At 55.2% G+C, this 13902-nt stretch carries 13 protein-coding genes; 10 read left to right on the top strand and 3 right to left on the bottom strand.

Annotation, left to right across the window (positions count from 1 at the left end):
- Positions 1 to 188: 188 nt before the first annotated feature.
- A complete protein-coding gene (locus ACYVHB_RS09320) occupies positions 189 to 1763 on the bottom strand; it encodes a sulfatase family protein (RefSeq protein WP_461051435.1) in 1575 nt (524 codons plus the stop codon).
- Positions 1764 to 2374: 611 nt separating this feature from the next.
- On the opposite strand from ACYVHB_RS09320, the gene ACYVHB_RS09325 reads away from it, so the two are divergent.
- The 7 genes from ACYVHB_RS09325 (at position 2375) to ACYVHB_RS09355 (ending at position 10186) form a co-directional block, all read left to right on the top strand.
- A complete protein-coding gene (locus tag ACYVHB_RS09325) occupies positions 2375 to 3328 on the top strand; it encodes a DUF1684 domain-containing protein (RefSeq protein WP_461051436.1) in 954 nt (317 codons plus the stop codon).
- A gap of 196 nt (positions 3329 to 3524) precedes the next feature.
- The gene (locus ACYVHB_RS09330) at positions 3525 to 3680 is read left to right on the top strand and encodes a hypothetical protein (protein ID WP_461051437.1); all 156 of its coding nucleotides are present in this window, start codon (positions 3525 to 3527) and stop codon (positions 3678 to 3680) included.
- Positions 3681 to 3763: 83 nt separating this feature from the next.
- Positions 3764 to 4960: a methionine aminotransferase gene (locus ACYVHB_RS09335; RefSeq protein ID WP_461051438.1), complete on the top strand. Its 1197-nt coding sequence runs from the start codon at positions 3764 to 3766 to the stop codon at positions 4958 to 4960.
- Between the two features lie 12 nt (positions 4961 to 4972).
- Positions 4973 to 5539, top strand: a complete 567-nt coding sequence (locus ACYVHB_RS09340) for a carboxymuconolactone decarboxylase family protein (protein ID WP_461051439.1) — start codon at positions 4973 to 4975, stop codon at positions 5537 to 5539.
- A complete protein-coding gene (locus ACYVHB_RS09345) occupies positions 5532 to 6350 on the top strand; it encodes a mycofactocin-coupled SDR family oxidoreductase (protein ID WP_461051440.1) in 819 nt (272 codons plus the stop codon). Before ACYVHB_RS09340 ends, ACYVHB_RS09345 begins: the two co-directional genes overlap by 8 nt.
- Before the next feature lie 168 nt (positions 6351 to 6518).
- On the top strand, positions 6519 to 8963 hold the full coding sequence (locus ACYVHB_RS09350) for a sugar-binding domain-containing protein (protein WP_461051441.1): 2445 nt from the start codon (positions 6519 to 6521) through the stop codon (positions 8961 to 8963).
- Between the two features lie 212 nt (positions 8964 to 9175).
- Positions 9176 to 10186, top strand: a complete 1011-nt coding sequence (locus ACYVHB_RS09355) for an SDR family oxidoreductase (protein ID WP_461051442.1) — start codon at positions 9176 to 9178, stop codon at positions 10184 to 10186.
- Positions 10187 to 10372: 186 nt separating this feature from the next.
- On the opposite strand, the gene ACYVHB_RS09360 is transcribed toward ACYVHB_RS09355, so the two are convergent.
- Together ACYVHB_RS09360 and ACYVHB_RS09365 are read right to left on the bottom strand one after the other, a co-directional pair.
- Positions 10373 to 10855: an Hsp20/alpha crystallin family protein gene (locus ACYVHB_RS09360; protein ID WP_461051443.1), complete on the bottom strand. Its 483-nt coding sequence runs from the start codon at positions 10853 to 10855 to the stop codon at positions 10373 to 10375.
- Between the two features lie 62 nt (positions 10856 to 10917).
- Positions 10918 to 11178 (bottom strand): hypothetical protein, encoded by a 261-nt coding sequence (locus tag ACYVHB_RS09365; protein WP_461051444.1) that lies wholly within the window; start codon positions 11176 to 11178, stop codon positions 10918 to 10920.
- A gap of 318 nt (positions 11179 to 11496) precedes the next feature.
- Here ACYVHB_RS09365 and ACYVHB_RS09370 point away from each other — a divergent pair, with 318 nt between their 5' ends.
- The 3 genes from ACYVHB_RS09370 to ACYVHB_RS09380 all read left to right on the top strand — a co-directional run bounded on the left by ACYVHB_RS09370 (position 11497) and on the right by ACYVHB_RS09380 (position 13899).
- Positions 11497 to 12267: an FHA domain-containing protein gene (locus ACYVHB_RS09370; protein WP_461051445.1), complete on the top strand. Its 771-nt coding sequence runs from the start codon at positions 11497 to 11499 to the stop codon at positions 12265 to 12267.
- Between the two features lie 73 nt (positions 12268 to 12340).
- Positions 12341 to 13291: a hypothetical protein gene (locus ACYVHB_RS09375; protein WP_461051446.1), complete on the top strand. Its 951-nt coding sequence runs from the start codon at positions 12341 to 12343 to the stop codon at positions 13289 to 13291.
- Positions 13292 to 13296: 5 nt separating this feature from the next.
- A complete protein-coding gene (locus ACYVHB_RS09380; protein ID WP_461051447.1) occupies positions 13297 to 13899 on the top strand; it encodes an FHA domain-containing protein in 603 nt (200 codons plus the stop codon).
- The last annotated feature ends 3 nt before the right edge of the window (positions 13900 to 13902 follow it).

A 13902-nucleotide genomic window follows, 5' to 3' on the forward strand; every position in this document is an offset into this window, starting at 1 on the left:
GTTTCCGATGGGTGAATGTGCCGTAGGTACATCACATTTGCCCATTGTTGTGTACCTACGGCACATTAAAAACGTGGATGTGCTCTTTCTTCTACCGACGCTACGCTGTTGAGTCTCTACGGGACAAAAAGACAACGTTCACACATTTTATAATCCTGTACTCACATTCAATTAGATACGGAAACCGGTCAGTACGTGCCTTTATACCGGTGGTCGGAGCGTTTTTGCCGGACCGGGTGGAGCGGAATCTGCAACCCGCCCGTCTGTTCGAGCCAGTCGAAAACCTGATTCCGCAACTCTCCGGCAATGGTCTGATGGTCGGGACTGCGAATCAGGTTGTTCACTTCCATCGGATCGGTTTGCAGGTCGTACAACTCGTTGGCATCCCAGACGCCGTGGTTGAAAATGTACTTGTAGTGATCCGTGCGAACGCCAAACATGGTGGGTGTCTGCGGGAAATCGGCCTCCCAGTAATACTCATAAAACGCCCGGTCGCGCCAGGGGCGTTCTGGCGTCCCAGTTCTCTCGCCCCGCAGCAGGGGTAGAAACGAGTTACCCTGCATTTGAGCCGGTTTGGGCAGGCCCGCCCAGGCCAGCAGCGTCGGGGCAATGTCCACGTTCTGCACCACCTGCGTCAGCACCGTACCCGGTTTTATCAGGGCCGGGCAGCGCACCAGCAGCGGCACCCGCATGGATTCTTCGTACATGTGCCGCTTGTCAATGAGACCGCGTTCGCCGAAGCTGAACCCGTTGTCGCCCATGTAAACGACCATCGTGTTATCCAACTGCCCGTTGTCTTCGAGCCATTTCAATACCCGTCCTACGCTGTCGTCCACGCCCAAAAGCGTTTCGCAGTAGCGCCGGTAGAAATCGTTGAAACTAATTGCGCCGTGGTACATGTAATCCACCCCGTGCCAGCTATACCGCTGATTTTTAACCCAGGCGGGCATATCAGCCACATTCGTTTTCAGCGCGTCTAATTCAGGTACGGACGTGTTTTTAGGGCCGTAGATTTTGCTGCTGTCGGTGGCCGTCAGATACATCGTAGCCGGGTAATTAATGGGCATATCGTGGTAGAGACCCCGGTGGCGTTTGGCGGGCTGAAACTCCGCGTGAACGGCTTTGTGGGAGAGATACAGGCAAAACGGCTGGTCTCGGACCGGCGTACCGGACGGACCGTTTCTCTTATTCAGCGAACCGAGCCATTTCAGGGCGTAGTCGGTGAGCAGATCGGTCGTGTTGCTGCTGTCGCCGTGCGTCACCCGCTTCCCGTTGATGTTAAACGTTGGGTTGTAATAAACGCCCTGCCCCTGGAAACTGAGCCAGTAGTCGAAGCCGGGTTGGGGACCATCGCCCGTGTTGCCCATGTGCCACTTGCCCAGAAACGCCGTTTTATAACCCGCCCGCTGCAAATACTGCGGAAAGAACGTCAGCCCTTTCGGCAGATCGGCAAAATTATCCACCACCCTATGCGTGTGGGCGTACTGACCGGTGAGGATGCTGGCCCGGCTGGGCGAGCAGAGGGCCGTTGACACAAACGCATTGCGGACGTGGGCACCTTCGCGGGCCAGCCGGTCGAGGTTTGGGGTCTGCAAACCGGCCACCTTGCCCGTGAAACCCATGAAATCATGGCGGTGATCGTCGGCTAAGATGTAAATGATGTTTTTGGGTTTGTTCGTGCCGGACCGTTTCACCGACGGGCCGGGCGTTTGCCCAGCCGTCAGTGCGGGCAGCAGAGCGAGGATAAGGAGCAGGTAGTTCATAACGACATCACTTGATTCGGTTTTTGCCCAACCAGCCATCTGGTCAACCGGTTTCGGGCAGCTACTGCACACGGAAGCAGTACCGGCTGGAACAGAAAAGGCGTTTACTCCTTCGGTTTACCAGTCAGCCCGTCGGGTACGACTGCGTGAATCGTCAGTCGCTGCCCGTAGCCATCGCGATGGTGCTGGGTTGCACTAACCCAGTGCGCCCGTTTTTACTGACAAGAGCAGGTGGCCGATGGCTATGTGCGAACGGGATGTGCCAGGTCAACAGGGGTTGAAGCAACTTAATAGTCAGGCCATTGCACAATAGTCCTTAAAGTAGATAGACTATTTCGTAACTATCTGGCAATCATTTTTTTAGCTTTTTATTGCGCCGTATTTTTTCATGTACCAACTTTGCCCGACTGCTACTCCGGCTGGAGTGGGCGGGAGCAGCAGTCGAGTCAGTGTCGCCACTGGCTTATTTCTTTTCCCGATTAATCTATTTTGTTTATAGAATACAAGTAGTATTAATTCTTGCTGGGGCTACGTAGATAATGCCGTTCTACAGGACGAACACTGCCGCATTACGGACCTGTCGGGTGCGGGTGAAACAAACCAATTGACGCATGAACGAATTATTGATTGAATCAAAGCCTGGGCCAGTCAACCCCTACGCGAAGGCGTTTTTTTGGGTTTGGGGACTGACTTGCGTAGCGCTGGCCGGTTTCCGGGCTGACAACCCCGCCTACCGCGAGCAACTCGACGGCTGGCACCGGCAGCGCGTTGAATCGCTCAGGGGCGAAAGTGGCTGGCTCAATCTGGCCGGGTTGTTCTGGCTCAGCGAGGGCCGCAACGAAGCCGGTACGGACCCCGGCCACGATCTGACGTTTCCCGCCGACCGCGCCCCCGCTCAGTTGGGCACGTTTACCCTGACGAAGGGCGTGGTTACCTTTGAGGCCGCTCCCGGCGCGGTGGTGCAGGCCGACGGGGCACCCGTGCTGGGCACGAGGACTATCTTCGCCCCCGGTGGAAACAAGCCCGTTACGCTGTCGCATGGCTCGCTGCGGTGGTTTGTCATCAAACGGGGCGACCGCTACGCTGTGCGCCTGCGCGACCTGAACAGTCCGCTGCTGACCACGTTTGCGGGCATCGACCGCTTCCCGGCCAACGAAGCGCTGCGGGTAGAGGCCCGTCTGGAAAAACCCACGACACCCCGCACCATCCCGATTGTGGACGTCACCGGCCAAATTGCTCAGCAGCCACTGCTGGGTACGCTGGTGTTCGATCTGGCGGGGCAAACCCACCGGCTCGATGCAGTGGGCGAAGGCACCGACAAGCTGTTTATTCTGTTCGGCGATGCCACCAACGGCCACGAGACTTACGGCTCTGGGCGGTTTCTCTACGCCGACCTGCCGATCCGGTCCGACGCTTCGGCCGACGGGCTGACGACGCTGGATTTCAACCAGGCCATCAACCCGCCCTGCGCCTTCACGCCCTTTGCCACCTGCCCGCTGCCGCCCAAACAAAACCGACTGACAGTGGCGATCCGGGCGGGCGAAAAACGCTACAGCGACCACTAAGCACTTGTGTTTGTGTTTTTAGTGCTTGAGCAGACGCGCTGAACGTCACGAAGATTACGTCCCGGCTGACGGGTGGATCTACCCCATTCCCCAGGCTGAAATCGACACCTACAACAACCCGGCGACGTTCGCACAAAATCTGGACTATTGAACCGTAGGGGTTCGACCCGGTGTTGGGTTGGCAAACGAAAAAAATATGGGTAACCCACAAAAATTGATCGGTATTTATCACGAACACCCTGACTGGTTCAGGCCGTTGTTCGCGGAGGTGTCGTTTTCAAAAAGCCGGGTCGTCAACCACATCTCGCAAATTCCGACAGCGCTGCTCAGTTGCGGTTTCCGCTGGTGGTGAAGGTCAATATTGGCGGGGCCGGGGCGGGCATCGTTCTGGTGTAGCGGAAAGAAGGATAATGTACTAAACCGGACTAATTTTTCATGCAGCCTACTCAATTGCTTCCGTCAAAACTTCCCCGCGTCGGCACCACGATTTTTACGGTCATGTCGAAGCTGGCGGCTGATACGGGGGCACTCAACCTGTCGCAGGGCTTTCCGAGTTTCCCGGCCGACCCCGCCCTGCTCGACCTGGTGACGAAGGCGATGCGGGCGAACCACAATCAATACGCTCCAATGGCGGGCGTTCCGGTGCTGCGCGAAGCCATCGCCCAGAAAACCGCCCAGTGCTACGGCATCGGGTATGACCCGGAAACGGAAATCACCGTAACCTCAGGGGCTACCGAAGCGCTCTACGCAGCCATAACGGCGGTTGTACAGCCAGACCGGGGCGCCGGACCGGACGAGGCAATTGTGTTTGAACCAGCCTACGACAGCTACGTACCGGCAATTGAACTGGCCGGTGGCAAACCCGTTTTCATAACCCTCACCCCGCCCGACTACGCCATCGACTGGGCGCTGGTCGCCAGCAAAATCACTCATCGAACGAGGCTCATCGTCATCAATACACCCCATAACCCAACCGGCCGGGTCTGGACCACCGACGACCTTGACCAATTAGCTGACCTGGTTCAGGAGCGGGACCTGTTCGTGGTTAGCGATGAAGTGTACGAGCACATTACCTTCGACCGGCATGACGGCGCGGGGCGGGTGCACGTTTCGGCCATGCAGCATCCGGTTTTGCAGGAACGGACGTTTGTGATTGGCTCGTTCGGCAAGACGTTTCACGTCACGGGCTGGAAAATCGGGTATTGCTTAGCGCCTGCCGACCTGACGGTTGAGTTTCGGAAGATTCATCAGTTTTTGACCTTCAGCGTGTCGACCCCGATGCAGTATGCCTTGGCGGAGTACCTGCAACAGCCGGAGCGGTATCTGTCGCTGCCCGCGTTCTACCAGCAGAAGCGCGACCTGTTTCTACAGGCCATTGCCGGGTCGCGGTTCGGGTACGTGCCCACCGAAGGGACGTTTTTCCAAAACGTATCCTACGAGGGGATCACCGACAAATCCGACTATGACTTAGCCATCCGACTGACGCGGGAAATTGGCGTTGCCTCGATTCCTGTTTCGGTTTTTTACGATCAAAAGAACGATTACAAAATTCTCCGCTTCTGCTTTGCCAAAGACGACGAAACGCTGCTCCGCGCGGGCGAACGCCTTGTGCAATGGACCCTAAAAAACTAACCTATTTATACTATGCCCCGCGTTAATCCACTGCCCGAATCCGACGCGTCGCCCGACCTGAAAGCCGCCTGGGCGCAGCACATTGCCGACTACCCCGGCTCGCGCATCACCAACATGAAAGCCACGCTGAGCCACTCGTCAGTGGCATTCGACGTGTACATGCAGTGGTATCCTCTATACTACGAAGTCATCCGCATTGTGGGCGAGCGGTCGGCTTATTTGTTTGCGCACGCTGTTTCGGAAGCGGCCGACTGCCCCCTCTGCACGACGTTTTTCCGAAAAATCATCATTGAACACGGCGAACGGCCCGAAGACCTGCACCTGACCGACGATGAGCAGCATTTGCTGAACTTCGGCGCTGAAATCGCCCGCAACCGGGGTGCTGTACCTGACAATGTCTACGAACCCATCCGGCAGCGATTTTCCAACCCGGAGGTCGTTATCCTCGTCGCTTTTGCGGGGCAGATGATCGCCACCAACCTGTTCAATAACGTGCTGGACGTTGCCATCGACGACTACTTATACCCTTATTTACCCCTGACACAATCGGACCGCCGAACCGCCGTAACTCATGCCTGAATCAGCCGAAAGTCGGACCGCCGGAAAGGTCGCCTTCATCACCGGTGCCGCTCACGGACAGGGCCGGGCCGTTGCCTTAGCCCTGGCCAAACAGGGCGTGAACATCGTGGCGTTCGATATTGCCAAGAACCTGACATACCCCGCTTACACTTTCGGCTCGTCGCACGAACTGAATTCATTGCAGCAGGAAGTGGAAGCCCTGGGCGCGTGGTGTTTGCCGGTGACGGGCGACGTTCGGTCGGATACTGACGTGACAAACGCCGTGGAGCGGGCCGTGGGCAACTTCGGGCGCATCGACATTCTGTTTAACAACGCGGGAATCTGTGCCTACGGACTGGCCCACGAACTGACCGAGGACGAATGGGACGCCATGCTCGACATTAACCTCAAAGGCGCATGGTTAGTGGCCCGGCGCGTGATTCCGGTAATGATTGAGCAGCAGTCGGGGGTTATTATCAACAACTCCAGCATTGCCGGGCTGCGCGGCATGAACCGGCTGAGTCACTACGCGGCCTCCAAGTGGGGTTTGGTAGGCCTGACCAAATCGTGGGCCATCGAACTGGCTCCGTACAATATCCGGGTCAACTCGATTCACCCAACGGGCGTTAACACGCCGATGAACGACGGACTGGCCGCGCTGGAAGGCACCACCACGCAGGCCATTGCCGAACGCTCGGCGGGGAACCTGCTGCCCGTGCCCTGGGTCGAGCCGGAGGACGTGGCCGGTATGGTGCTGTATTTAGTGTCGGAAGCGGCCCGCTACGTTACCGGTTCGCAGTTCGTGCTCGATGCGGGGCTGCTAACGCGGTAGTTTTTGCCCAATATTACTTTACCGAAAAATAAAGCAATACGGTACGTAATAACCCGATGCGACGAACGATGGCTGCGTCCTTTTTGCTCAATACCTAATAGTATATAGGTAGAAAACGGCCCTTTTTAAGCAGTCATCCTACACATACTTTTCCATCTCCTGTCTGCTATGTCGAAAGCTACCGGTGCTTCGTTGCTGATTTTACTGACACTGATTAGCGCTACGACTGGCTTTACCCAGCCGACACGGCAAACCCTTTTATTCAATGATGGGTGGACGTTTCACAGAGGTGATGTGCCTGATGGCAACAAACCAACGATCAATGGGCCCGACTGGAAACCCGTAGACCTGCCGCACGACTGGAGCATCGAAGGACCGTTTGATGAGCGGTGGGCCAGCGCCACAGCCTATCTTCCCGGCGGTATTGGCTGGTACAGGAAAGCATTTGACATTGCTTCCAGTATGCGTTCAAAGAAGATATTCCTCCACTTCGATGGTGTCTACAAGAATAGTGAAGTCTGGATAAACGGACATTACTTAGGTAAGCGCCCCAATGGGTTCACCCCCTTTCAATACGAGATTACGCCCTACTTAGCCAAATCCGGCAAAAATACCGTGGCAGTAAAAGCCGACCATACTCAGTTTGCGGATTCGCGGTGGTACACGGGTTCGGGCATTTACCGCAACGTGTATTTAGTAGCAACCGATCCGGTGCACGTCGATCTGTGGGGTGTTCGCTTCGTTACGCCGGAGGTAACGCCACAACGGGCCACGGCGACGGTTACGGTGTCCGTGGCCAATCAGTCTGGTACGACCAAACCCATCCTGGTCAAATCGCAGTTGATCGACTCAACCGGGAAAACAGTAGCCACTGCCCAGCAGCAGATATCGGTTCAGGCTGGTAAAAAAACGGACGCTTCTCTGTCGTTTACCGTGCCGAATCCGTCGCTCTGGTCGACGGAGCAGCCTAATTTATACAAGCTCCTTGTTACTCTAAGTGCTAATGGAAAGCAACTTGATAACCTGACCGAGAACGTTGGCTTTCGCTTCTTCCGATTCGATAAAGACAAAGGCTTTTTCCTCAACGGAAAAAACATGAAGCTGAAAGGGGTTTGCATTCATGACGACGCGGGGGCGTTAGGCGTTGCGGTGCCGGAAGAAGTATGGGTTCGCCGGTTGAAAACGTTGCAGGAGGTCGGCTGTAACTCCCTGCGGATGAGTCATAATCCACACGCCGATTACCTGTATGACCTGGCCGACAAAATGGGTTTTCTGGTTATGGATGAATCATTTGATGAATGGGAGGAAGGCAAAAACAAATGGATAAAAGGCTGGAACGTAGGCAAGCCGGGTAACGACGGTTCGTTTTCGGATTTTAAGGAATGGGCTGAGCGTGACGTAGCGGATATGGTCTTGCGCAACCGCAACCGCCCGTCGATCATCTTCTGGAGCATCGGCAACGAAATCGACTATCCGAATGATCCGTATACGCACGAAATACTCAATACCGGCCGGAATCCGCAGATTTACGGGAAAGGGTACACGCCCGGTCATCCGGCAGCGAGTCGGTTGGGCGAACTGGCCCGGCAATTGGCGGCCGTCGTTAAGAAATACGATTCCACCCGACCCGTAACGGCCGCGCTGGCCGGGGTGGTCATGTCGAATGAAGTTGGCTTTCCAGAAGCGTTGGATGTCGTTGGCTACAACTACCAGGAGTACCGCTACCCCGACGACCACAAAAAATACCCGAACCGGGTAATTTATGGCAGCGAAAACGGGATGGCCTACAGTGCGTGGGCTGCGGTAGCCGATAATGACTACATCTCAGGTCAATATTTATGGACCGGCATCGATTACTTAGGCGAAGCCCGTACCTGGCCCTCTAAGGGCAATCAGGCGGGTTTGATTGATCTCGCTGGTTTTCACAAACCTGAATTTTACTTTAGAAAAAGCCTCTGGACGGCTAACCCCCTGGTGTATATTGGCACGGCCGCTGTACCCGCCACGACTGGCACAGCGGCTTCGGCAAACCCCGCTGTTAACCGGCGGGCGCTTACAGCCTCCTGGAATTATAAAGAAGGGGATAGCATTCGGGTAAGTTGTTTCACGAATTGTGATGAAGCCGAGTTGCTGCTAAACGGAAAGTCGTTGGGCAAAAAACAACTAACGGATGCCCCTGAGCGGGTTATGACCTGGACCGTTGCTTATCAGCCGGGCGACTTGTCGGTGAAAGGCTATAAAAACGGAAAGGAGTCGGCGCAGTACGCCTTAAAAACGGCCGGTGACGCCTATTCAATTGAAGCAAACGCCGACCTGACTTCGTTCGATAAAACCAAAAAACAGCTAAGCCATATTGCTATTACCGTATTAGATAAGAACGGTGTGCCGGTTTATACGGCGGATAGTGAAATTTCGGTTAAAGTCGAAGGTCGGGCTAAGCTGATCGGCCTGGAAAACGGCAGTACCACAAGCCACGAAGCGTACAAGGCCGACAAACGAAAAGTCTTTAAGGGCAGGTTGCTGGCCTACATCCAGTCGCAGCAAAACGCGGGTCCTGTAACCATTACGCTAACGTCACCCGGTCTGCAACCGAAGATCATCACGTTTAGGTAAGCAACCCGTTCTTCCTACCGTTTATGCCTGACTCCCGGCAACTGTCTCTGGTGCCAGCCGCTACGGGTAGCGGCTGGCACCAGCTTAAATTGAATCCAATCAAATACAAAGAAAAATCTAACCTTAACCTGACAGTATTCGTTAAATATCATGATCTATATATTAACTATAGAATAACACAATAAAGGCTTACTCAACTCAAGAATACAACCATGAATAATGAAAATCAACTCAGCCGACGCCAGCTCATTGGCGGTATTGGTAGCGGCTTAGCGGCTACCGTAATGGCAGCTCCGGTGTTTGCCGCTTCGGAAGGGCAAGCGTCAAATGCGGGTGCTCCGGCCCCTTTGGTCGACCCAACCACCAAGTATCCTAAGCCTCCCTTTAAGAGCCAACCCCAGCCCTGGCCGGGTCTGGCCAGCAAAATGGACCCTCGTCCCGACCACGGCGAAACCAGCTACAAAGGATCGGGACGGTTGGCAGGCCGGAAAGCGTTGATTACCGGGGGCGATTCAGGAATAGGCCGGGCAGCCGCCATTGCCTACGCCCGCGAAGGAGCCGACGTGGCCATCAACTATCTGCCCGCCGAGGAGCCGGACGCGAAAGAGGTGATTGCGCTGATTAAAGCCGAAGGTCGCAAAGCGATTGCCATACCCGGCGATATGCGCGAGGAAGCGTTTTGCCAACGCTTAGTAGCCGAAGCCGTTCGGGGTCTGGGTGGTTTGGATATTGTGGTGAGTAACGCGGCCCGGCAGCAGGCAAAAGAATCGATTCTGGATATATCGACCCAGGAATTCGACGCGACAATGAAGACCAATATCTACGCACCATTCTGGATCATTAAAGCGGCTTTACCCCATATGAAGCCAGGATCAGCCATCATTGGCACGACCTCCGAGCAGGCGTACGACCCGTCAGCTAACTTATATGACTATGCGCAGACGAAGGCGGCTACCATGAATTTTGTGAAGTCGCTGGCCAAACAGCTTGGTCCAAAAGGAATTCGGGTGAATGGTGTAGCGCCGGGTCCTATCTGGACACCGCTGCAACCCAGTGGCGGAGCGACCGACGAAAAGGTGAAGACCTTTGGGGGTGATACTCCGCTGGGCCGACCGGGTCAACCGGCAGAATTAGCGTCTATTTATGTGCAGTTGGCTGCCACTGATGCCAGCTATGCTACCGGGCAGGTTTACGGGGCCGCTGGTGGGGGTGGACAGCCATAGCACAATTATTCTGTTATCATGAAAAAAGCCGCGTTCAGTTTTTTGCTGACGCGGCTTTTGGTGTATTACCCGATTTAAGAACTACTTGTGTCTGCTCGAACAGCGTCCGGCTGATAGCACGTCAGGACTCAGGAGCCGTTCGACCGGAATTGGTACTGGCGGTCAGCGCATTGTCCCGCCTATCGCTTACGCTACGGTAATCGTCTGCGCGGGGATGTTGGTCGCCGGGTTCTTGGGCAGAACAACCTTCAGGATACCATCGGCATAGCTGGCCGAAATTTGGTCGGTGAGGACCTTGTCGTTCAACCGGAAAGACCGCTCAAACGCGCCCCGATTATATTCCTGGTACGTGTAGTTCCCCTGCGTAGTCGATTCGGAATTGGTGCCCGCATCTGCGCCGGGGTAGGCAATCCGCAGTACGTCGTCCTTCACCACGAGGGTCACCTGCTCTTTAACGAGACCGGCGGCAAATAGAGAGATGACATAATCGGCGTCTGTCTCTTCGATGTTGACTGGTGGCTGGGCCGACCCGCCCGCGTGGCGTCCAAACGCTGGCCCGCCCCAAAAACCACCAAATTTACCCTGGCTCCAGGGGCCGCCAAATCGACCCCGACCCATCGGACCGCAATTACCTTTATGTTCACCCCGGAATGCTTGTTTGTTATACATGATTGTGTTTTTTTTAGTCGTGTGTTTACTTGTTTATGCTGTTGTTTACGCCTTCTATCGGCTTAACTGATGGAGATTACCCGTTCAAACCCGCCCCAGTTCGCAGCGGAACGGTAGGTTGGGTTGTCGATGGATATGATGTCGGTTTCTCTTCCGCCAACGCGCCCCATCCGGTGGTAAAACCGGCCCGCCAACTGCCTGCCAACGACCCGGACCAACAGGACCGTTACGAACGCGATCAGCATTAATTTAAAAAGGAGGGAAATCAGAAACAGGGCCAATCCGGCCATCAGGACTACGCCTGCTACTCGCCAAATGTTCATACGCTTATTTTGTTTAGTGACTCGTTAAAAGCAGGTAATTACCCGGCGCTGACGGCCCAACGCACTGTTCGCTGGTGTTTGTCAGAACCCGTACTCACTGCTCTACGGGGATAGTCGCACCAGCGAAAACTATATTTTAAGCAGGCGCTTATTTTTTTATTACAGCAGCCGCTTACCGGGGCAGCAGCCTGGAAACTGTCTTTTTATTTACCGAAAAATAAATAAAGTAATCGTCGCTATTCGTAGACAGACGGGCGTAGTGCATCGTTTGTGTATCTTGCTTGTCTACCGGGTTAGTATTTCTTCGTGATTCCACCCATGCCTGCTTCCACGTTTCCAGACGCCGAGGGTCAATTAGACCAGCTCATCGACCGGCTGAGTCAGCTTCCTACTTACACCATTGGTCGGCACAGCGCCAACGCGATTGTCGTCCCGGAGGGGAAGGTTAGTAGTCAGCACGCCCGGCTGATTCAATGCACGGATACCAGTTTTGTGCTCGAAGATTTGGACAGTAAAAACGGCACGTTCGTCAACGGGGTGCGGATCACGCGCAAAATCATTGATTATCAGGATGCTTTGCAATTAGCCGATACCAACTACACCGTCGCTCAGCTTCTTCAGTTGCAGCGGGTTGATCCAGCGCCAGCAGCTCCCGCCCCACCTCAGGTGCCCCCCCTATCCGGGCCGGGTCCTGACAAGCCTCCGCTCGACTTTACCGATCAGTTTGCCGATCTGAAACGAGTTTTTGAGCAGTACCCCCAACTCCGCCGGAACTGCAGCCACCGCGAAAAAATGATCCGTACGGGCAGCGTCATTCTTTCCTCCATCATTGGCATCGGGGCTGTCGTATCCACCGGGGGCGGGGCATTGCTGCCGATCATGTCGGGAGCGGGGCTGAGTATGTTGATTCCTACCTTGTGTTCAGCGCTTCTATCAACGGAGGAAAAACTGGAGATCATCGACAAAGAATACCGCGAACGATACCGGTGTCCCAACCCCGCCTGCCGCGATCCATTCGGTATGCGCGAATGGGAACTTCTCGCCCAGCAAAAGACCTGCCGCCGTTGCCAGGCCATCTGGGTCGATTAATTCTGAATTTTTCACTCACATTTACGCAGCCAGTCCGATTCATTTACGTACGAACACCAACTTTTTAGTTACCATGGCACAACTTTCCAACCAGGCTGGTTCATCGACCGACGCGTATTCGACCACTCCCTCAACGGCCGCGCCCAAAACGGGGCTTACGAATAACCCCAGGAAAATGGGTGCTATCGCTGCGGCCACCGTGCTGTTGGGTGGTGCAGTTGGTTTAGTAATTGCCCGACCTAAAGACGGCGATCCCTCCGGCCCGGTAACAGACGAAAATTCCTCACCCGTGACCAAACAACCGATAGGTACTATGCCGGAGGACATTGACGTAGCGGGTAAAGTCATCGACAGCATGTCGTTTGAGCAGGCTTTTGGCGCGGCTCGTGATGAGGTCGGTATGGGTGGGGTGTTTAGCTGGCATGGTCGCTGGTACAATACGTTCGAGAAAGAGGAATGGACCGGATTATCGCTGGAGCAGCGTCAGGAGTATACCGAAATGATTACTGGCGAAAAGCTTCCGGTCAAACCGTACCATTCGTTGAAACCTGCCCCGAAAGGAAGTACAACATCAGAAAAAACCCAACCGGATCCGACTATGATCGAAGGCTACCTCAATGGTCGGCGGGTCATGGGCCTCGACTATGACCGGGACGGCGTTATCGACACGTTGGTGATGGATGGACCGGATGGCCAGACGTACCGGGTGGTCGACGCGTCCGGTGATCAGGGCTTGGATACCGTCTACCGCTATGACTCGCTGGACGGTCAGCTAACGGGAGCCGTTATTCTGGACCATCCGGTTATGCTGTCGAACGACGATTTCAGTCAGGGGCTGGAAGCCAGCATGTCGAAGGAAGTGGTCAATTCGATTCTCGAATCAGACGAGCCGACACCAGCCGCACCAACTGAAATGGACGAAACGGGTGATTTAGAACCGGATGATACCCTCTACCTGGCTACTTCATCGGAGCCGGACGACACGTATATTAACAATGGCAACGTCCGCGATATGGACGAATAGGCGGCATGAGTACTTTCAGAACAATGCTCATTACCTGCCAGCAATGCGGCCGTCGGATTATGGTCCGGGCGACCGATGCCGAACGGGAGACCATCACCTGTTCGCACATCGGCTGCGGAGCAGTTAATACCCTCCAAACGGGGTTTCACTACGACGAAGCCATCGTAAACGGACTGCCCGACTTCGGACAATTGACCTACTTAGGTACGCCCGAAACGACGTACCCACTTCAGTTTGGGCCGAACATACTTGGCACGGCTGACGGCTGCACGGTGCGGGTAAATCGGTTTGAGCACGGCGGTCGCTGTTTTATTAGCCGGTGGCACTGCACGCTGACCGTCACATTCGACAAATGGACCGGTCGACTGCGCTATTGTGTGCAGGACGGGGCCATTGAGCCGGGCGCTCAGTCGATGCGGTTCAGCCTGAACGGTACGCTGCTCAACGGAAAGACCCTGTTGAAGACCGAAAACATCGACGTTGGCAATGGTGATGTGATCACGCTGGGCGGGGCGGACCGGTTCCGGCTGGTCCACGCCCACATTAACCCGGCCATGCTCGACACTTACAAAGTTGACCTGGCCTTCAACCCTGACCGCACCCAGTAGTTT

The organism is Spirosoma arcticum, from assembly GCF_054779955.1.

Bases quoted from the DNA above. Each gene is read 5' to 3' on its own strand.
- ACYVHB_RS09320 (WP_461051435.1), bottom strand. From the start codon at position 1,763: ATGAACTACCTGCTCCTTATCCTCGCTCTGCTGCCCGCACTGACGGCT.
- ACYVHB_RS09325 (WP_461051436.1), top strand. From the start codon at position 2,375: ATGAACGAATTATTGATTGAATCAAAGCCTGGGCCAGTCAACCCCTAC.
- ACYVHB_RS09330 (WP_461051437.1), top strand. From the start codon at position 3,525: ATGGGTAACCCACAAAAATTGATCGGTATTTATCACGAACACCCTGAC.
- ACYVHB_RS09335 (WP_461051438.1), top strand. From the start codon at position 3,764: ATGCAGCCTACTCAATTGCTTCCGTCAAAACTTCCCCGCGTCGGCACC.
- ACYVHB_RS09340 (WP_461051439.1), top strand. From the start codon at position 4,973: ATGCCCCGCGTTAATCCACTGCCCGAATCCGACGCGTCGCCCGACCTG.
- ACYVHB_RS09345 (WP_461051440.1), top strand. From the start codon at position 5,532: ATGCCTGAATCAGCCGAAAGTCGGACCGCCGGAAAGGTCGCCTTCATC.
- ACYVHB_RS09350 (WP_461051441.1), top strand. From the start codon at position 6,519: ATGTCGAAAGCTACCGGTGCTTCGTTGCTGATTTTACTGACACTGATT.
- ACYVHB_RS09355 (WP_461051442.1), top strand. From the start codon at position 9,176: ATGAATAATGAAAATCAACTCAGCCGACGCCAGCTCATTGGCGGTATT.
- ACYVHB_RS09360 (WP_461051443.1), bottom strand. From the start codon at position 10,855: ATGTATAACAAACAAGCATTCCGGGGTGAACATAAAGGTAATTGCGGT.
- ACYVHB_RS09365 (WP_461051444.1), bottom strand. From the start codon at position 11,178: ATGAACATTTGGCGAGTAGCAGGCGTAGTCCTGATGGCCGGATTGGCC.
- ACYVHB_RS09370 (WP_461051445.1), top strand. From the start codon at position 11,497: ATGCCTGCTTCCACGTTTCCAGACGCCGAGGGTCAATTAGACCAGCTC.
- ACYVHB_RS09375 (WP_461051446.1), top strand. From the start codon at position 12,341: ATGGCACAACTTTCCAACCAGGCTGGTTCATCGACCGACGCGTATTCG.
- ACYVHB_RS09380 (WP_461051447.1), top strand. From the start codon at position 13,297: ATGAGTACTTTCAGAACAATGCTCATTACCTGCCAGCAATGCGGCCGT.